Source organism: Bacillus sp. N5-665, assembly GCF_022637375.2.
GTDB classification, from domain to species: domain Bacteria; phylum Bacillota; class Bacilli; order Bacillales; family Bacillaceae_G; genus Bacillus_A; species Bacillus_A wiedmannii.
Map to the genome: position 1 here is coordinate 2,822,701 of NZ_CP093325.1, position 18,779 is coordinate 2,841,479.

Sequence of the window (18,779 nt, forward strand, 5' to 3'; positions counted from 1 at the left end):
TATTGATATGATGACGAATAAGTTTTTAAAATTAGTTTGCTACAGCAATTGCTTCGATTTCGATTAATAAGTTATCGTTAATTAACTTTCTAACTTCTACAGCTGAACTGGCTGGTGGATTTTTAGTATCAATGTATTGATCTCGTATATCTCTAACAATGGCCATTTGAGAAATATCTGTTAAGAAAAATGTTAATTTTACTACATCATTAAATTGTAATTCTGAAATCACACCTTTTGTTATTAATTCTTCAGTTACTTTTGTATAGAAAAAGTGATACCACCAGATAAAAAACTCTTCATAAGTTATTTCTTTTGAGTATCTGCTGCTTACAAAATATCCTTTTAAAGATTTATCGTTTTCTTTAAACAATAAGACCAAATCTTTACTGATTGTGTTCGCAATTTCGTTAAGTATAGATAAGTCTGTTGATTTAAATACAGGAATAACAGGTTGTGAATTTTGAGATAAGCCTAATTTTTCGTAAACTATATTTAAATGTAAATCTATTTGTCTATCTGCTGCTACGAAACCTTTTACTAATTGCTTTTTCTTATAATTAATATCAGTATTAGTGTTTTGAAAATATTCTTCAAATGTTTCGTTATCTGCTGTAATTAAATTTAATGTTGAATATCGAGAATTTCCATATAGACCAATTTGAACTTCTCCTAAATCTAAATACGTATTACCATACATCCCGAAAGCCTCTATATCTGTTAGTTCTTGTTCTTGAATTGCATAATAATATCGTTTCTTATTTCTTAAAGGTCGCTTCTTTTTTAAATAGTTTCCTTCAATGTAATTTATTTGTCCAAAATCTAATAACACTCCACTATACAGTAAAAGACTATAAGATTCTTTAGATAAATGATTAAATTAGTTTCATCTGCTGCTGTTTGATTTACATTTTATATATAAGAATAATGAATTTGACGAATTTATGAAATGTAATGCATTTAAGATGAAAGGTAATATAATTTCGTTTAAACTACAATTAGCTACAATAACAACATACGTATATTGTTAAACGTAAAAAGGAGAACGAATGAAAAAGAAATATATGAATCAAATTCATACTGATGTAAGTTTTAAACTGAAAGATATTATAGGTTTATTGAATGATTACTTTAAAATGAAAGCAAAGCTGCGTCCTGTAAAGAATTTACCTATTGTTTTATCAGATAAAAATAATAAGTCTTTAGAGAGTGTTTCATGGTTTGGGCACTCTGCTGCTCTTTTAAAAATAGAAGGTAAAACATTGTTATTAGACCCGATGTTTGGAGATGCCTCTTCCCCATTTCCTGTGTTTACTAGTAAACGTTATAGTGGTTCTTTTTCTATAGAACGTGAAGACCTTCAAGAAATTGATGCGATTATCATTTCTCATAATCACTATGACCATTTGAATTACAAGAGTATTATGCAGTTAAAAGATCGTACAAAGCACTTTTACGTTCCAACTGGAGTTGCGCAATATTTAATTAAATGGGGTGTTTCACCTAGCAAAATTAGTGAACATAATTGGTGGGACGAAATTGCGTTTGATAATATAAAGTTAGTTTGTGCACCTGCAAGGCATTTCTCTGGACGGAGTATGACCGATAGAGATTGTTCGTTATGGTGTTCATGGCTTATTCTTGGTCAAGAAACTAAAGTTTTCTTTAGTGGTGATAGCGGTTATGCTCCTCACTTTAAGGAAATTGGTGATAAGTACGGTCCGTTCGATCTTACTTTAATGGAATGTGGGCAATACGATACAAGGTGGTCTGCTATTCATATGTTGCCAGAAGAGACGGTACAAGCACATATTGACGTTAAAGGAGAACTACTTCTTCCGATTCATTGGGGTGCTTTTACATTATCATTACATGAATGGAGTGACCCTATTGAACGTGTGACAAAAGAAGCAAAGCGTTTAGGAGTTAATATTGCAACGCCACAAATGGGTGAATCTATTACGTTAAAATCTACAGACTATCCTTCATCAGCTTGGTGGAGGGAATTTTAACTATAAATAAAAAAGAGCGAACCCTTTTTTAAGGAATTCGCTCTTTTTCTGTATTTAAACTTACTTCACTATATTTGCTTTACCGCTATCTAAAACTCTATTTGTTTGTACAGAGGTAATATTAATAACCGTATTCATACTTTTATCAGTTAGTTCAATGAGTTCGTTTTCGTGATTGATTTTCTGTAAATCCCACACCATTCCATTGAACTCGTTATGCTGTCCACTTACTCTTACTATATTTTTCGTTTTACTTGATGGTTGTATTTGTAGATTTGTAAATTGGTTCCCACTAATTTCATTTGGTGTAGTTACATTACTATCCATATAAATCATATTTACACAATCTTCAAGTGAGAAGTTCATAAAACGGTTGGCATTTATCCAAGCATAACCAGATTGCGGTTTCTTTGCTACTAATTTCAGCCCAGTTTCCATTCCTACAACTTTTATATTTTCAAAGTTAATAAATGAAATTTCATTTTCTTTCCCACCAGAATACAAAGAAATTCCAGTACCTTTATTTGTTTCTGTCCAATTAATAATATTTATATCTTTTATTTGTGTTTTGTGCCAAGTGTTATAATACTTATTTTTGCCGTCTAAATATATAACTTCAGAATTAAATTTAGGATCGTCTATAGCTATATAAGCTCCTTCGATAGAAGCATTTCTTTCTAATTCTAGAACTCTAAAATTACCTTCAACAACAAACTGTGTTCCATAACCGAATAATAATTTTACACCTTTTTTCACTACGATTGGTGACGTAATTTTATACTTCTTATCCTCAAGCAATACTGTTTTAATTGTACTAGCCTCTGCTTTATTAATAGCAGATTGTATTTTGTTTGAATCATTTTTACCTTTAAAGTATTCTACATACAACTTATCATTTTTTACTACACTATCTTTTTTGTTGTATTGATAAAAAGCAAAAGTAATTAGAACTACAGCTATGAGTAAAATAATTATTTTCTTCTTCATCACACTCATCCTCATATTAATTTTCTCCTTAGCTACTCTTCGAATCATTTAAGTTTTAATTATTTTGCTGTGTATTATAGATTACAATTCCTGCTTTTTATAATTGAACTATATTATCTATAGAACTATCCTGCTTAGCCAATTCTTCATTCCTATAATCTATTAATTTATGATTAGATAAAACAAAATTGTGCTCTAATATTAATTCATTGTGGAGTAAATCAGGTAAAAATTTAGGTATCATCTCTCCTACGCCGTAATTATAGTCACTTAGAATCCAAGAAATCTCTTTCCAATCTAAAATTCCTTCTGATACTTTTTTTGGAGTGTGATATGTAAATTCATTATGTAGCTCTATTAAATAAGCATACATACCGCCAGAATATGAAGAGTCCTCCCATTTAATAATACCTTTAAATTGAATTTGTTCATGTTTAACTTCTATATTAGTCTCTTCTTTAATTTCACGAATCGCATTCTCTAAAGGTGTTTCTCCCTTTTCTATCTTTCCCCCTACCCCATTCCACAATCCTTTTACAGGGTCATATTCTCTATTTAACATAAGTATCTCTTCATTTTTCTTTATAAAACATAAAGTGTGCTTGTACATAATGTGATTCCTTTCTTTGCTATTAATAGGCTCTTACTGGAGATATAAGATGTACTGCTGCAGATAGTTTCCCTGCTTCAATTAATATCGGTCTCATAGAACCGCTGAAACTTAAAGTAACCGTTTCTTCTTTTATTGCCTTTAAAGCATCTATCATAAATCGTCCATCAAAAGATATGTTTAATTGTTTTTCACCTTGAATCGTATCTATCTGTTGAGTCTCGGATATTTTTCCAATCTGAGAAGCATTAGAAGAAATTTTAATTGTGGATTCGTCTATGATTTCTAAGTTAACATTGTTATTTGCCCATTCACTTGCTAATAAGCTGGATCGATCTACACCTTGTAAAATCCTTTTTCTATCTACGTTAATGACTGTTTGAAATTCATTTGGAATTAAACTAGATATATTAGGATATTTTCCTTCAATTAATCTTGAATATAATGTAGTTGTACCGAATGTAAAAATAATGTGACTTTCTGAAAGATAGATGTATACGAATTCTGAATTACTATTCATTAATTTTAGCAGTTCACTAATAGTTGCACTTGGTACGATACAACTTGCTTTCACATCTGTAGATATTTTCGTTTCGCGTATAGCAAGTCTATGTGAATCAGTTGCTACGCAAATTAACTTAGTATAATCTAACTCTAAATGAACACCAGTAAGAACAGGTCTAGATTCATTTTTAGCTACTGCAAAGGCTGTTTGTTTAAACACTTCAATCAATTGTTCCGTTTCTACTTGTACTTTTGCATGATCGTCTATAAGTGGTACATTCGGAAACTCATATGTTGGAAGTCCATTTAAGTTTAATGTAATTTCTTCTGACTGTATCGCAATGATTTGCTCATCCTTACTTTTTATTGTTACATTGCTTGGCATTTTCTTTATAATTTCAATGAAATATTTTGCAGGTACTACAATAGTCCCTACTTTTAATATAGTTGTAATTTGGTCGTCTTCGTTAGAACTAGGGATGAATTTTTCGATGAAAATATTTGAATTACTTGCGATTAAAGTAATTCCAGATTGATCTGCAATTATTTTTATACCGGATAGTATAGGGATTATAGCTTTGGTAGATATAGCTTTACTTACTTCTGAAAGTGCTTGAGTGAAATGTTTATGATTAACGATAAACTCCATTTTTTCCCCGCCTTACATGAAATGATAATTTTATGAAGATTGATGAATGATTGTTCCGTTAAAGAAGTAAGGTACTGTTTCTTTCCTTTGTAATGTATTTAATAAGTGTTCTGGTATACGTAAATGCGGTGCTGCTCTATGTAATTCCATCCAAGTAATCTCTTCAATTTCTTTTGGCCTTGATATATATGTCTCTCCGCCAATTATTTCGCCTAAAAAATTAAAGAAAATTGCATGGTGACCTCTCTCTTCGAAAAAAGCTTCGCTGATAGAACAAATACCGTTTACAGTTATATGTAACCCTGTTTCTTCTTTCACTTCCCGAGTTACTGCCTCTTCTAACGTTTCTCCCAATTTAACTGCGCCACCTGGTAGCGTGTAATAAGAACCGTTCTTTCCTTTGTTTTTTACCATTAAGATCTTTTCGTTTGTATTATCGTATAAAAGTGCATATGTAACATTTACTTTTTTCATCTAAGTCCACCTTTAATAACGAGAATTTTCTGCCTTTGTTACATTCTACCATTTAATCGTTTTAAAATATAAAAAAGTTAATAGAGTAGTTCATTTATCTGCTCTTAGTAAAAGTAATAATCGATAAACCTTCATTACTAAATAAAAAAGAACGTATTTTGAAAGTAAATATTCAACGTACGCTCTTTATGCTTTGATTGATTCAGTTTGGGATTCTATCTACTTTATAACCTTTTTTCTAAATAGTATCGATTGTGCCCTTTAGGGTGGTCTTCACTTACTCCAATCACTTTATATCCATGCTTTTTATAAAAATCAGGAGCTTGAAAGCTAAAAGTATCTAAATTGATTAGCCTACACTCATTTTCAATTGCAAATTCTTCAATAAGTTTTAATAACTTGCTTCCGTAGCCTTCGTGTCTATACTCATCAGAAACCCAAAGGAAATCGACATGTACGTGGTGCCAAAATGTAATTGCAGTTATTCCACCTACAATTTCTTCCTTTTCATTTCTCACGATAAAACTAATTTTTTCTGAAGGCTTTTTCTCTTCTTCCGAAATATGTTTTTGGTTATATTCAATTACTTTTTCTCTTATGTAATCACTATCTTCTTGGACCCATTGTTTTACTATTTTCATTTTAATTATCGCGCTCCTTTTAAAGTATCTATTCAATTTAATAATCGTAATATCCTGTCTAACTTAATAGTCGTAGGGCACTGTTTCATTTCACTAAAATAAAGAAAAGCCCTACTACATTTTATCTGTAATAAGACTTTTATGCATTGTATAGAATCGAATTAATCTAAAGGAATGTAATTATCGAAAATATTTACGTCGTTCGATTCTTATTAATTAAAACTTCCGTAAGTTCACACCTTAGTAGAATAATTGAATTGTATCACTGCGGAAAAGAATGAATACTCCTAAACCAATTAGAACTATTGGAACGATAATATGACAATTTCTCTCAAGTACTTTAGCTAAAATAGGAGCTCTTAACAATGTGTAGCTAATAAAACACCATATTGCTATCATGGTAAAAAATATAACTAATGTAACAATATTTGTTTTAAGATTTTGACTAGCGAACATTGGTATATAAATCGAAATATTGTCAGCCCCATTAGCTAACGTTATCAAAGCTACTTTAAATATTGAACCAGAAACGTTATCAATGACTTCATTCCTTTTATAAGAACGAAGTGACAATATTCCTTTCACTCCCATATAAATTGGTACGAATCCTAATAATCCGATCCACGAAACTGGAATGAAAAAAGAGCTTAAAGAACCAATGATACTTAGAAAAGTAATCACACTAAATCCTAAATATTGTCCAATAACAATATAAAGTTCTTTCATCTTAGTTTTTTCTCGGACAGTCCTACCTTCTTTCTTAATTACTCCTGTCTTTACTTGTGAAAATAAAACAAGGAGTATGAAAATGTCATCAATATTTGTTGCAGTGAATGCCATAAAAGAAGAAATTATGGTTGTAACCAATATAAGCCAACTACCTTTATAATAAAATAATGGTATACAAATGAATTGCATATCTAATAACAAAGGTGGTTAATGTAGTTTTATAACATGATTTCAGTACCTTTATAAAACAATATGAATATTTTACTAATCTGCTACTTAGTTCGTTGAGAAATAAATCACTTTATTACTTTTCAAATCATTTCATTTTGAATTAAGTAACTCTTTTCTTCCTACACATTTATTAAAAAGGGGAAATCAAATATTTTGTAATATAAAAAGAGCCCTTTATTAGGACTCTTTTCCAGAATTAAGCTATTTTCCGATATAAATGTTTTGTTTCTTTTTTCTTTTCTGCTTTTGGTGGACGAATTAATATTGAAATAACGAAAGAGATAACAGATAGCACACCAATTATAATAAAGGTTGGTTGAAACCCACCAAGTAGTGCTCCGATGAATGCTCCTGCAAGCGCACCAAATCCGAAACCTTGGTAAACAATTCCGTAATTTGTACTATGATTTTTTAAGCCGAAGAAATCTCCGACAATGGCCGGGAATATTGTAATGTTACCACCAAAGCAGAAGGCAACACTTGCTACGCAAGCGAAATAAATGCCGTAATTTAGAGGAATGAAACTTAAAGTAAAGACTGACAATCCAATTATTATAAACGTTGCAGAAACAATTTTCATTCGGCCAATTTTATCTGATAACGTTCCAAGAACTATTCTACCTACCGTATTAAAAATTGCAATCATTGCAACGGCGTTAGCAGCAGTAGCTGCACTAAGTCCAACGAGCTGTACTCCGATATCTTTTACCATACCGATTAAATATAGTCCACCCATACACGATGTAAATAACATGAAAAACAAGAGATATACTTGTTTCGTTCGCATCATTTCACGAGGAGTATAGTCATTGTGTAATGTCTCAGTTACAGTATTACTTACAATTGCTTCACGTAAGAAGAACGATCCGGTTAATACTAAAAGTAGGACGATAATCCCCCAATATAAAAATGCTTGTGATACACCAAGACTATCGATAAGACTTCCGTTTATATATCTGAAAATTAAGCTGCCCATTCCATATGCCGAAACAGATATGCCAGAAATAAGTCCTTTTCGATTTGGAAACCATTTAATTAAATTAGATAGTGATGTAATATAAGCAGTTCCATCTGCATAACCAACAACAACACCAGCTAATAAATATAGTAATGGTAAGGAAGAAACTTGTGAACTAAGTATTAAACCGAGTCCCAGAACAATCCCTGCAGTAGCGATGAGTTTACGAAGTCCTAACTTTTGCTGCAACTTTCCTGCAAATAAGGTTGAGAATGATAATGAAAAACTTGTTATGGAGAAAGTTATCGCTACGGAATTAAGGTTCCATCCAAACTTACTAACAAGGGGTTGATTAAATAAACTCCATGTATAAATTGTTCCAAGGCCAATTTGAACAATGATTGTACCTAGAACAATTAGTAACGGATTTATAGAAGTTTGTTTCATACTAACTGTCCCCTTCTTTTATCTTGACATGAATTTTCACAGTTAGTATAACCATCATAAATTACAAAATACTGTACGGAAAATGGTAATTCAGTTCATGTACACAAAAAGACACTCCATAATGAAGTGTCTTTTTGTAGGTTATATTAGATTTACTTAAAGAAAGCTTTGTTAAGATAAGACATTTTCAAATGCTTATGTATATATGATATCAAAAGACTTCTGTCATGTGATGGGACTTAAGATGTATTTTTCATTCATCATATAGTCGGATGGATAAAAATTAATATTCGATTTCATCAAAATCCTTCGGCTGCGGTACCGTTTGCATATTAGCAGCATCTTTAGGATCGCTATAAATTGCATTTTGTTCTGTATTCACATCTTTAATATTTTGTTTTTTGTTTTTATTCATTTTATCTTTCATTTTCTTTCACTCCTTTTCATTATAGGAGTAATTATGCCCTATTACCGTTACGAAATGTATCAGCGACTAAATTGCTAAATTCACGTAAATAATATAAATAATTATCACCACCGTAGTTGCATCTTTTATTGTACATTTTCGCAACAACTACATTATATTCTGGTATTACTAAAAGAGTCGGTCCAGTAATTCCTAATATTTGATACGCTCCTTTTGGAACACGTTCACCAAGCTCACTTAAAAGTGCAGGTTCATTTTGAACGAACCAAAACAATCCGTTTTGTGGTAATTCCTTGTTTATAAATGTGGGACTCTGCAAACTCGTAGCAATTTTTATAACTTCTTTTGGAACAATTTGTTTACCGTTTATCATACCTTGATTTAAATGAAGATTGCCCCAATAAGCAAATTCTCTAGCTGAGACAAACAGATTTTTTTCACTACCATCATCTACCGTACCAATTTCACTAATTGCGTCTTCATTTGGATTATCCACAACTTTAACTAAGTTTTCATGCTCTTGAATTCTCCAACCTGTTTCTTGGAAGTTAACTAGATCGAATACACGCTCCTTTAACAATTCAGGAAAACTTTTGTTATATAGCTGATAAATAAGACGTGTTATCATTCTTACATTAATATCTCTATACGCCCATGATTGTCCAGATTCAAATTCACGAAAAATTGTCCCGTCATTCGTTTCTCCTAAACCGTGCGAATGGGTTACTAAATGTCTTATCGTTGTTTTACCAAGTAATACAGGGTCGAAATCATTAAAGTACTTTATCGCCTCGTCATCAATAGAGTTTATTTTCCCCTCGAAAAGCGCATATGCTACCATTAATCCTAAATAACTTTTTCTCGCAGAAGCAACGTTGAATTGTGAAGATGCTGTTATTTTTTTACTTGTAGATATATTTGAATGATGGCCACTATAATGCTCTAGTACAATTTGATTATCTTTTATAATGCACAGTGCTGTTGCAGAACTATGATTTTCTTCTTTTATATTCTCAACCCAAGAAATCAATTTATCGTATGTATACAAATAAATCCCCCTTAACATGAATAAAAAATTACAACATGAAAGAAAAGTATAAAATAGTATTTACACCTTTCTTTCATATGAAATATTATTGATGTTCTATACTTAAATGATCCACCAGTTCCAGCAATTAAAGCAGCTGAAACATCCAGCGCAACCTACGCATCCGCCGCAACGTCCTGCACAACCTCCGCATCTTCCGCCGCCACATCCACCACAGCGTCCACCACAGCCTCCACATCCGCCACAACGACGTGCATCATCTTGAATGTAATAGTATGGATATTGATTTTGTTGTAGTTGATCCCAATACACAACATTACCAGATTGAAAATCATTAAGGTTTAACGATTGTAGTTCTTGTTGAAATCCATTCATTACGAAACCCTCCATTTATACAAATAAATTCCGTCCAAATGTTACAGTTTATCTATTTTTGCAAACAAAGTAGAAATCAGACTATAGACTAAATGCGTACATCAACAAAATATGAACTTACACTAGGTGATGTACCTTGTTTTTTAGCCTATTTTCTTAATCTCCTTTCGGTGGACGTATTTATTATTAATAGAGATGTTTAAAAATTGCTAATCCAACAGTTTACTAGTTCATCACTTAATTTTCTTTCTAGTAACTCTTTAACTGAAGGCTCTGGCATGATTTTATACGTATGTAAAACTTCTTGATTATAATCTATCCAGTGAAACGCTAAATGAGATTCTTTAGATTTTGGTATGAAATCAATATGTAACTCTTGCGAATCTACTTCAAAAATGTGATTGATTTCATGATGAATAACTTCTCGGTCTTCCCATTGGTTTTCTATGACTCCTAAAAAGTTTTTTATACTACAGTTTACTCCGAGTTCTTCTCGTAGTTCTCTTATTAATGCATTCTCAGCTGATTCGCCAACTTCAACATGACCACCTGGTAAAAAATAATGATGGCCAATATATTCAGCCACTAACAATTTTTTATCCTTTATCATAACAGCTCGTACAATATGGTGAAATTTATTTTTCAATTGCTATTCCTCCCAGTTATTTAATTTCATCCTTCATTTCACATCTTTACTTCGTAATACTTAAACGAACAAACGATATACTTGCTCCCCATCGTATTCATGTCCCAATGGTTGAAAACCGTAACGTTCATATAGTTTCTTTGCAGAGATATTATCTTTATGTACTGTTAACCTTATTTCTTTACACGCCTTAAATGTGTTTTTTATTAAATAGATGCTTCCCTGTAACGCCGCTTTTCCATAACCATTTCCTTGCTGCTTTTGATCGATAATAAATCCATTTATCCAATACATATCAGTTGTCTCTCTTACAACGGCATGCATAATAAATCCAACCATTAGATCACCGTCGTATATCGCAAATGGTATGTACTCTACATTGTCACCATCTGGTTTTATATACACTTTAGCTAGTGAAACTGCTACAGCCGGAACAAATTTTTTTTGCTCTTCTTTAACTTGTAATTTTAATGCATCTTCCCAACTCTCTCTCGTGACAACCTTTAACTGGACATTCAATATTGTAAGCTCCTTTATAAAGAGAATGTATTTATATATTCAACGTAGTGAAATATATCCCTTTTTCGACAACAACTTATAACATGATTTTTATAAAATCTTGAATGAATTGTTGTTCATCAATTTCTAACGCTATACGGGAACCTTTAGATATAGAGCTAGGGCGAAAATCAGCGAATGTTTGTCCTTTCGTATCTCCGTATGTATCTACATTCACTGTACGAAGCGCAAATTTAAAAAAACTTGGGTTAACTAATCCACTTATAGCAACCACATCATGTAGCAAAGGCCCTTCGATAGATAGATTAAGTTTTTGGTATGCAGATAAATAGTAATCATACATCGGTTTCATTATCGTATGAAATGGATTTTTTGAATTAGCTTGGATATAGTTAAATACATTTGGAGTTAACACAGCTTTATTTGTTACATTTAAAGGGAATATAAATAAATTCTTTGCTTGCTGAAAAATAATTTTACTTGCTATAGGATCTCCATACACGTTTGCCTCTGCTAATGGCGTAACGTTTCCTACTTCTAAAAAAACACCACCCATGAAATATATTCCTTTTACATTCAGCATTAAATTATTCCATAAATTAAAAGCAATCGCTAACGAGGTAGATCTTCCTACATCGACAATTGTTAAATCTTTCCCGTACTTTACAAGAATCGCAGCAATACTTCCAAAATTGTATATTGGAATAGATAATACGCTTTCTGGAACATGGATGGGCCCTAATCCTTCTGCTCCGTGAATTTCAGGGTAGTACGTAGTAATTTCTTCTGTAAGTGGTTTTGTTGCACCACTAATGACAGGAATGTCTTGTCTATTTGCTAACTGTAAAATATACGCTGCATTATGTGCAGCATGTATATGCTCAACATTTCCGTATCCGGTTACAATACCGACAATTTCAATTTCGGGATGCAGTAAACCAAACATAATGGCAAACGAGTCATCAATACCTGGGTCTCCGAAAAATAATACTTTTTCCAAGAAATACCCTCCCCTCATAAAAAATTGAGTCATTAATAACTATGTATATGAAAAAAGCAAGTATATCTATGCAAATTTTAGAACGGATAATGTTTTACAAAATATTAAAAAGGAACTAGCGTATGCTAATTCCTTTCTTAAGTAACCATTCTCAAATTTAATTAATTATCGTATCCTTCATAAATTGCATCATTTATTTGATTTTGTGTCTTTTTATCTTCAGGTACAGGTTTCCACCAATTTCCTGTAATGAATAACATAGTTAATAAATTATAACTATCACTAAAATAGCTTTCTCTCTTATTCTTCATCCAATCCCAACCGCTATTTACCCACTTTTGATTATTACTATCCGTTATACTTGCAGCAATAAACGGTGAAACAAATACAGCAGTTGGATAACTACCAATATTGGATCCGTTTAATTGATAACCATCCACAATTTTAGAAGGATTTCCATTCGTTTTATTTTGAATCCATGAAGAGACTTTATCAGAAATGACTTTACTTCTTTTCTCGCCGTACATCGCATAGTCCATTACAATTCTCAATGGTACCCGACTAGCATTGTAATAATATGCATTTGTATATTCTGACTCATCTAAGAAGTCTTTAGGTGCGGGTTGTGGTGGGTTTTTTACAACGAAATCTGAAATAAGTCCTGTATTTTGAGAGTACTTATTACTAAATTGCGTATAAACATCGTACAAATTATTAATAACAGTAAGCCAAGTTTTATCACCTGTAAATTCATAAAATGCTCTAAGGTGTGACATCATCCAATCAGATGGTCTCGTATCAAGTGAATTTTTAGAATCCCAATCTCCCAAATTTAGTCGGTTATTATTTGTAACATTACTAGCTTTAATACCTTTTGTAATCATGTCTTGTGCTTCTTTCAAATAATTAACCGTTCCATGTGATCCCCACTGCTTATGAGCAAGAAGAAGAGAATACGCAATATCTAAATCCCCATCAGTAGCAGAATTAAAATGACCTTGTGCTTTTTTACTATCTGCGACAACCCATCCCATTAAATTAGGATTTTGAGAGCTTTTAAAAGTTTTTGCTGTTTTAAATAAACCGTCATAGATTTTTTGAGCATTCGAATCATAACCAGCCATTAATACTGTAATTATCATCCCATACCCTTGACCTTCTGAAGTTCCAAGTGGCTTAAACCCATCAGCATCACCCGTAATCTCTCCTTTTACGTAATAACCACCAGGTAAAGAAGATAAATCATTTTTCAAATATTTCTTTTTCCAATTATCGTAGTAACTTCTTACAGAAGCATTTAAACTTTCCTGTGTAACATGATTTGGTTTTATAACACCTGCATAATTAACTTGCTGGGGAAATGGTTTCATTTCTTTTACAGCAGCTACTTGTTGATTGACTATGGGAATAGAAGTTTGTACTGAATTGTCCATTACATTTGCTGCGAAACTAGAATTAGAAAAACTAGCTAGTCCAATTCCTATAATAGAAATACATGTGAAAATTTTTCTTTTTCCATTCATTATGTTGTCATCTCCTTTTAAAATGCTTACTACATAAAATGTAACATACAATATTTAACTGAAATACAAAATATTATATTTATCAACATAAGAAGGAAATTACATAAAAAAGTATCATAAAATTATTATTGAATTACATTATACGGATTGATTATTTGCTAAATTCCTATGTTTTTCTTTTCTTAATACTGGTATATGAGCAATCACAATTCCAAGTATAGTAATCCCTCCGCCAATTATCGAAACAAAAGTTGGCACTTCTCCTAACCATATCCAAGCAACAAAACATGCAGTTACTGGCGTTAAATATAGAGAACTTGTTGCCTCAGCAGCACCAGAATGAGATATGATATATGCCAATGCGATATATGGGAGTACTGTTGGAAATAAACCTAAAAATATAACACTCATATTCACTTCAAGAGGAGCTGCTAGTATTTCTTGATAAACTCCGGGTAAGAAAATAAGCATACATACAGTACTAGACAAAATTGTATATATGGTAAATGGCAAGAAACCATACTTTTTTAAGTAAGAAGTTTGGAAAACGAAAAATAAGCTTTCTGAAATCGCTGCTAATAATATAAATAATCCTCCACTATTCAATTGAATAGCATCTCCTTGACTAAATGATATGAAAGCAATTCCTATAAAACTAATTACACCACCGATCCAACCATTTATTTTCATTTTTTCATTCAAAAAAACAGATGCAAAAATAGCCGTTACTATAGGTGTGACTGAAACAATTAAACTTGCAGATCCAGCATTTACTGTTTTTTCGCCGTAGTTTAATGCAATGTGATAAAAAGTGAATCCTAAAGCACCGAACATAAAAATTGCTGGGATATCCTTTAAATCCGGTAGCCGTAACTTGTAAATAAAAGAAAACAACAGAAGTATAAATGAAGCGATTAATAAACGTAGTAAAGTAAGATGCTCAGGTGTGTAAGATTCAAGCCCCATACGAATTGCCGGAAAGGCAGTCCCCCATATTAAAATCGTAAAAGCATGAGCACAAATAATCCGAAAATCCCATTTTTTATAATTCATGTTTTTCTCCCCCTTCAAACCAACCACTTTATAATTACCAATTATTTCTTTCATCATATTTAATAGTTGATACAATGTCTTCAACCAGTTACTTATCGTAAAAACCAACCACTTGGCATTTATAAAGTGAACGAGGAGTTTTTTTATGACAACTAATAAAAAACTGCCTAAATATCGGCAGATAGTAGACTATATGAAAGAAAAAATTGAAAACGGTGAATGGCCTATTGGAAGTAAGATTCCTAGTCAACGGCAGTTAGCCAAATTATTTCATGTAAATCGAAGTACTGTAATAACTGCGCTAGATGAACTTATGGCAGATGGATTGATTCAAGGGAAAATTGGAGCAGGAACAATTGTAACAAATAATACATGGTCATTATTAGCGACGAATCCCCCGCCTGATTGGAGTGAATATGTAAAGGCCGGTATTCATAAACCTAGCAAGTTAATAGTACGAGAAATCAATGAAGCAGAAGCAAATAAAAAACTTATCCATCTTAGTAAAGGTGAACTTGCGCCTCAACTTTTCCCGCTAGAAACTATGCAGACGATTATGAAAAGCGTATGTGAGGAATTAGAGTATTTTGGATACGAAGAACAAAAAGGTTTTTTACCGTTACGTGAAGCAATTAGTAAATACGTAAAATCATTCGGAATACATACATCAGCCAGTTCTATATTAATCGTCTCTGGTGCATTACAAGCACTCCAATTAATATCAATTGGTCTTTTGCATAGAGAATCAACCGTTTTACTTGAACAGCCTTCTTACTTATATTCACTTCATGTATTTCAATCAGCAAATATAAATCTATCTGGTATATCTATGGATCATCACGGTATTTTACCTAACGAATTTTTAAAACGAATTAAATATAGTCAAAAGAAAAATATTTTATATTCTATCCCTTGTTTTCAAAATCCAACAGGGATATTAATGTCTCAAGAACGAAGAAAAGAAATATTAAAAATATGTGAAAAAGAACAGTTACCTATTATTGAAGATGATATTTACCGCGAGTTATGGATTGATGAACCACCTCCAGCTCCTTTAAAGTCGATAGATAAACATGGACATATATTATATGTTGGTAGTCTCTCTAAAACACTTACTCCTGGACTTAGAATTGGATGGATTATTGGACCAGAACCTGTAATTGATAGATTGTCAGATATAAAAATGCAAACAGACTATGGATCAAGCTCATTATCCCAAAGAGTTGCTGCTGAATGGATAAATAAAGGTTTTTATGAAGAACATGTTGCAAACGTAAGAATTAAACTAAAAGAACGAAGACAAATCATGATACGAGCTTTAAATAAGTACTGCGCAGATATTGCATCGTGGGATATTCCTAGTGGCGGATTATTTATATGGCTAAAGATTGTACCTAGCATTCCGATGAAGAAATTATTTTCAGAGGCGCTATCAAAAGGAATTCTTTTAAACCCAGGACGTATATATGAAGAAGAATCAGATCGGTACATTCGTTTATCATATGGATATGCTTCTTCGGAGCAAATGACTAACGGGATTAGATTACTGAGTGAATTAATTCGTAAGCTAATGCCATAACAAAAACTCCTCTTTTATTTATAGAGGAGTTTTTGTATATCATATTTACCACAATCTCATTTCCTGTCCCAATAAAATAAGTTCGTCATAAGGATCTCCGTCAATATTTAATACTTGAGCAAAAGCAGGTTCTGTTTTTAAACCGTTCTCTTTTAAGTGAAGAATTTCTTCCCTTATATGGGGATGCTGCATTAATAACATGTGCTCTACTATCATATGTCTATATGCATTTTGGTTACGCACTGGCTTAGGCTGAGCAAATAATTCAAATTTAAAACCTTCAAATTCAAAATTTACCTTTATCGATTCTGTAGTTTTAATTTTTTTCTTTTTTATTTTGAATCCTTTATAAGAACCGTATAAAGATCTCATTTCCTGTTCAAAAACATCAAAGTTATGTACTTCCATTACTATATCTAAGTCAGATTGAAGAGTATCAATTCTAATAGGAATTGTTCCGCAAAGAACCGGACTATACAAAGTTAAATCCTCCATAATGTTAAGTTTATTCAAAACATCATACACTTTTTGTTGCTTCTCATTCCCAGATTGTAAATATGTAATTGATGTAAACATGGAAGTCTCTCCTTCATTTCGCGTAATACGTGTATTATTAAATTCAAGAAAAATTTATCCGTTGAAACTTGTACTAGGAGTACCAATACTTCAATATATTAAGACGAACAAACAATATGTTTCAACTTTCCTCCTATACTGCAATACTATAAAAATAAAAAAGGAGGAATTATTATGAGCATTTTTCACATTCTTTTAACCATCCACATATTATTTGGAACAATATGCTTAATCAGCGGTATTGTAGCGATGGTTGCTCAAAAGAAAAAAGGAAAACATACGGAATGGGGTGAAATATATCATGCATCCTATGTTGTTATCACCGTTACTGCAATTATATTATCCATTATAAATTGGGATAAAATCGCATATTTATTTTATGTAGCAATTTTCTCTTATTCATTTGCGATATATGGATACCTCGCACGAAAAAAACGTTGGAAAAATTGGCTTCACCACCATATTAGAGGTATGTTAGGCTCTTATATAGGTGCCGTTACCGCACTTTTAGTAAACGTCGGTATTCATATTCCCATAATTAATTTATTACCGCCTATATGGTTTTGGTTTTTACCTACATTAATCGGTATTCCTCTCGTAGCCAGTGTATCAAAAAAATATAAAAAGCGTAGTTAAAATTCATTACAATTTCGTTACTTTCTGATGGTAATTATAAAAAATCATACTCAATGTAATATTTTATTAACAAATTCAAATTCATATTGCTTTAAGTTCGTCACTTAGAGCTAAATAAAAAGAATCCAATAAAAATATTGGATTCTTTTTCGGATTGCATTTCAATATCGGCTCTATGTATTCAATGATGTTACCATTTGGATGACAAACTATCTTTGTATACTTGTGGGTACTTGTATTATTGATTCAGTGATAATTACACCATTATAGTTTAAGGCTGTAATAATGAATGTAAACGATCTGGGTAATTCGTAAACATCCCGTCAACTCCCCATAAAATTAACTTTTTCATATCTGTTTCATTATCTACAGTAAATGGATGAACTTCTAATCCATTTTTCTTTATACTCTTTACATAAGCTGAATCAATATATTTATAGTTCATCCCAAGACCGATACAGTATGTTTTATACTTTTTTATCTCTAATTCAGTTAAATGAGCTGCCTTTTTGTAAGGTAGTAATTGTACTAGCGGTATATTAACATCTAAACCATGAATCTTTTGCAGACTTTCTTCACTAAATGATTGAATAATAATTTTATCACTTATTTCGTAGTGCTTTATAATTTCTAATAGCTTTTCTTCCATACCAGGATATTCATCTGGCAATTTTGTTTCAATGTAATAATTAGCGCTTTGCCCGAACGTTTCAATAATTTCTTCTAGTGTTGGAACTTTAGCATCTTCAAATTCTTTCTTCGCTAAACTTGGATGCTTTTCATTAAAAAAAAGACCCTGCATTAAGTTGCTTTATTTCTTCTAATGTATGTTCCTTAACTAGCCCCGTACCGTTTGTAGTGCGGTTTACTGTTTCATCATGCATAGCTACTAAATGTCCGTCTTTTGTCATTTGGAGATCAATTTCTATATAATCTCCTCTCAATTGTTGCCCTAATTTATACGCTGCTATTGTATGTTCCGGCGCATACGCAGAAGCGCCTCTATGTGCAATGTTTTTTATATGATTTAATTGATTAATAGCTTTCGTGTACTTAAGTTCATTTGCTTTATGAAAAACAAAAGTACCTATTACTATAAAGGTGCAAATGATTGTAACTATATATTTTCTTTTCATAATGATGTATTAACTCCTA

The 18,779-nt window shown here is 31.8% G+C and carries 19 protein-coding genes and 3 pseudogenes; 3 read left to right on the top strand and 19 right to left on the bottom strand.

Translation table 11 applies throughout. The features are described 5' to 3' along the window. Positions 1-31 precede the first annotated feature (31 nt). Both MNO09_RS17130 and MNO09_RS17135 read right to left on the bottom strand, forming a co-directional pair. Positions 32-226: pseudogene (locus MNO09_RS17130) on the bottom strand (RidA family protein); the annotation flags it as partial. Then, positions 227-880: pseudogene (locus tag MNO09_RS17135) on the bottom strand (hypothetical protein); the annotation flags it as partial. A 169-nt stretch (positions 881-1,049) separates the two neighbouring features. On the opposite strand from MNO09_RS17135, the gene MNO09_RS17140 reads away from it, so the two are divergent. Then, complete coding sequence (locus tag MNO09_RS17140) at positions 1,050-2,012, top strand: MBL fold metallo-hydrolase (protein ID WP_078183534.1); 963 nt, start codon at positions 1,050-1,052, stop codon at positions 2,010-2,012. A gap of 60 nt (positions 2,013-2,072) precedes the next feature. On the opposite strand, the gene MNO09_RS17145 is transcribed toward MNO09_RS17140, so the two are convergent. The 15 genes from MNO09_RS17145 to MNO09_RS17215 form a co-directional block, all read right to left on the bottom strand. Then, positions 2,073-3,014 (bottom strand): hypothetical protein, encoded by a 942-nt coding sequence (locus MNO09_RS17145; protein WP_001242976.1) that lies wholly within the window; start codon positions 3,012-3,014, stop codon positions 2,073-2,075. Between the two features lie 82 nt (positions 3,015-3,096). Further along, on the bottom strand, positions 3,097-3,609 hold the full coding sequence (locus MNO09_RS17150; RefSeq protein WP_088107275.1) for an NUDIX hydrolase: 513 nt from the start codon (positions 3,607-3,609) through the stop codon (positions 3,097-3,099). Positions 3,610-3,631: 22 nt separating this feature from the next. Beyond that, positions 3,632-4,762, bottom strand: coding sequence for a DNA polymerase III subunit beta (gene dnaN, locus MNO09_RS17155; protein WP_000394448.1), 1,131 nt, complete (start codon positions 4,760-4,762; stop codon positions 3,632-3,634). Positions 4,763-4,792: 30 nt separating this feature from the next. Beyond that, positions 4,793-5,236 (bottom strand): NUDIX hydrolase, encoded by a 444-nt coding sequence (locus tag MNO09_RS17160; protein WP_000757647.1) that lies wholly within the window; start codon positions 5,234-5,236, stop codon positions 4,793-4,795. Between the two features lie 224 nt (positions 5,237-5,460). Continuing rightward, the gene (locus MNO09_RS17165; protein WP_000706727.1) at positions 5,461-5,877 is read right to left on the bottom strand and encodes a GNAT family N-acetyltransferase; all 417 of its coding nucleotides are present in this window, start codon (positions 5,875-5,877) and stop codon (positions 5,461-5,463) included. 240 nt (positions 5,878-6,117) lie between these two features. Continuing rightward, positions 6,118-6,744, bottom strand: a complete 627-nt coding sequence (locus MNO09_RS17170) for a cadmium resistance transporter (RefSeq protein WP_088107274.1) — start codon at positions 6,742-6,744, stop codon at positions 6,118-6,120. 289 nt (positions 6,745-7,033) lie between these two features. Next, positions 7,034-8,242: an L-lactate MFS transporter gene (locus tag MNO09_RS17175; protein WP_000815162.1), complete on the bottom strand. Its 1,209-nt coding sequence runs from the start codon at positions 8,240-8,242 to the stop codon at positions 7,034-7,036. Between the two features lie 283 nt (positions 8,243-8,525). Further along, positions 8,526-8,669: a hypothetical protein gene (locus tag MNO09_RS17180; RefSeq protein WP_000653369.1), complete on the bottom strand. Its 144-nt coding sequence runs from the start codon at positions 8,667-8,669 to the stop codon at positions 8,526-8,528. A gap of 31 nt (positions 8,670-8,700) precedes the next feature. Then, positions 8,701-9,717 (bottom strand): serine hydrolase domain-containing protein, encoded by a 1,017-nt coding sequence (locus tag MNO09_RS17185; RefSeq protein WP_000288899.1) that lies wholly within the window; start codon positions 9,715-9,717, stop codon positions 8,701-8,703. 102 nt (positions 9,718-9,819) lie between these two features. Further along, entirely contained in the window at positions 9,820-10,092 is a 273-nt protein-coding gene (locus MNO09_RS17190) for a heterocycloanthracin/sonorensin family bacteriocin (RefSeq protein WP_001013079.1), read from the bottom strand. A 199-nt stretch (positions 10,093-10,291) separates the two neighbouring features. Beyond that, positions 10,292-10,738, bottom strand: a complete 447-nt coding sequence (locus MNO09_RS17195; RefSeq protein WP_000790755.1) for an NUDIX domain-containing protein — start codon at positions 10,736-10,738, stop codon at positions 10,292-10,294. 60 nt (positions 10,739-10,798) lie between these two features. After that, entirely contained in the window at positions 10,799-11,257 is a 459-nt protein-coding gene (locus MNO09_RS17200; RefSeq protein ID WP_001102697.1) for a GNAT family N-acetyltransferase, read from the bottom strand. A gap of 76 nt (positions 11,258-11,333) precedes the next feature. Continuing rightward, a complete protein-coding gene (locus MNO09_RS17205) occupies positions 11,334-12,257 on the bottom strand; it encodes a nucleoside hydrolase (RefSeq protein ID WP_000416762.1) in 924 nt (307 codons plus the stop codon). Positions 12,258-12,418: 161 nt separating this feature from the next. Beyond that, positions 12,419-13,780 (bottom strand): family 8 glycosyl hydrolase, encoded by a 1,362-nt coding sequence (locus tag MNO09_RS17210; protein ID WP_088107273.1) that lies wholly within the window; start codon positions 13,778-13,780, stop codon positions 12,419-12,421. Between the two features lie 138 nt (positions 13,781-13,918). After that, positions 13,919-14,833 (bottom strand): DMT family transporter, encoded by a 915-nt coding sequence (locus tag MNO09_RS17215; protein WP_070168867.1) that lies wholly within the window; start codon positions 14,831-14,833, stop codon positions 13,919-13,921. Positions 14,834-14,978: 145 nt separating this feature from the next. Between MNO09_RS17215 and norG the strand changes: the two genes are divergently transcribed. Continuing rightward, complete coding sequence (norG, locus tag MNO09_RS17220; RefSeq protein WP_088107272.1) at positions 14,979-16,412, top strand: efflux pump transcription regulator NorG; 1,434 nt, start codon at positions 14,979-14,981, stop codon at positions 16,410-16,412. 45 nt (positions 16,413-16,457) lie between these two features. Here the strand turns inward: norG and MNO09_RS17225 are convergent, their stop codons facing one another. Further along, entirely contained in the window at positions 16,458-16,988 is a 531-nt protein-coding gene (locus tag MNO09_RS17225; protein WP_000495201.1) for a DUF4269 domain-containing protein, read from the bottom strand. A 174-nt stretch (positions 16,989-17,162) separates the two neighbouring features. On the opposite strand from MNO09_RS17225, the gene MNO09_RS17230 reads away from it, so the two are divergent. Beyond that, positions 17,163-17,624, top strand: a complete 462-nt coding sequence (locus MNO09_RS17230; RefSeq protein ID WP_000021530.1) for a hypothetical protein — start codon at positions 17,163-17,165, stop codon at positions 17,622-17,624. A 271-nt stretch (positions 17,625-17,895) separates the two neighbouring features. Here MNO09_RS17230 and MNO09_RS17235 read toward each other — a convergent pair. Next, positions 17,896-18,760: pseudogene (locus tag MNO09_RS17235) on the bottom strand (glycerophosphodiester phosphodiesterase). Between the last annotated feature and the right edge of the window lie 19 nt (positions 18,761-18,779).

Coding starts and splice junctions, on each gene's coding strand:
- MNO09_RS17140 (WP_078183534.1), top strand. CDS start 1,050: ATGAAAAAGAAATATATGAATCAAATTCATACTGATGTAAGTTTTAAA.
- MNO09_RS17145 (WP_001242976.1), bottom strand. CDS start 3,014: ATGAGGATGAGTGTGATGAAGAAGAAAATAATTATTTTACTCATAGCT.
- MNO09_RS17150 (WP_088107275.1), bottom strand. CDS start 3,609: ATGTACAAGCACACTTTATGTTTTATAAAGAAAAATGAAGAGATACTT.
- dnaN (WP_000394448.1), bottom strand. CDS start 4,762: ATGGAGTTTATCGTTAATCATAAACATTTCACTCAAGCACTTTCAGAA.
- MNO09_RS17160 (WP_000757647.1), bottom strand. CDS start 5,236: ATGAAAAAAGTAAATGTTACATATGCACTTTTATACGATAATACAAAC.
- MNO09_RS17165 (WP_000706727.1), bottom strand. CDS start 5,877: ATGAAAATAGTAAAACAATGGGTCCAAGAAGATAGTGATTACATAAGA.
- MNO09_RS17175 (WP_000815162.1), bottom strand. CDS start 8,242: ATGAAACAAACTTCTATAAATCCGTTACTAATTGTTCTAGGTACAATC.
- MNO09_RS17180 (WP_000653369.1), bottom strand. CDS start 8,669: ATGAAAGATAAAATGAATAAAAACAAAAAACAAAATATTAAAGATGTG.
- MNO09_RS17190 (WP_001013079.1), bottom strand. CDS start 10,092: ATGAATGGATTTCAACAAGAACTACAATCGTTAAACCTTAATGATTTT.
- MNO09_RS17210 (WP_088107273.1), bottom strand. CDS start 13,780: ATGAATGGAAAAAGAAAAATTTTCACATGTATTTCTATTATAGGAATT.
- MNO09_RS17215 (WP_070168867.1), bottom strand. CDS start 14,833: ATGAATTATAAAAAATGGGATTTTCGGATTATTTGTGCTCATGCTTTT.
- norG (WP_088107272.1), top strand. CDS start 14,979: ATGACAACTAATAAAAAACTGCCTAAATATCGGCAGATAGTAGACTAT.
- MNO09_RS17225 (WP_000495201.1), bottom strand. CDS start 16,988: ATGTTTACATCAATTACATATTTACAATCTGGGAATGAGAAGCAACAA.
- MNO09_RS17230 (WP_000021530.1), top strand. CDS start 17,163: ATGAGCATTTTTCACATTCTTTTAACCATCCACATATTATTTGGAACA.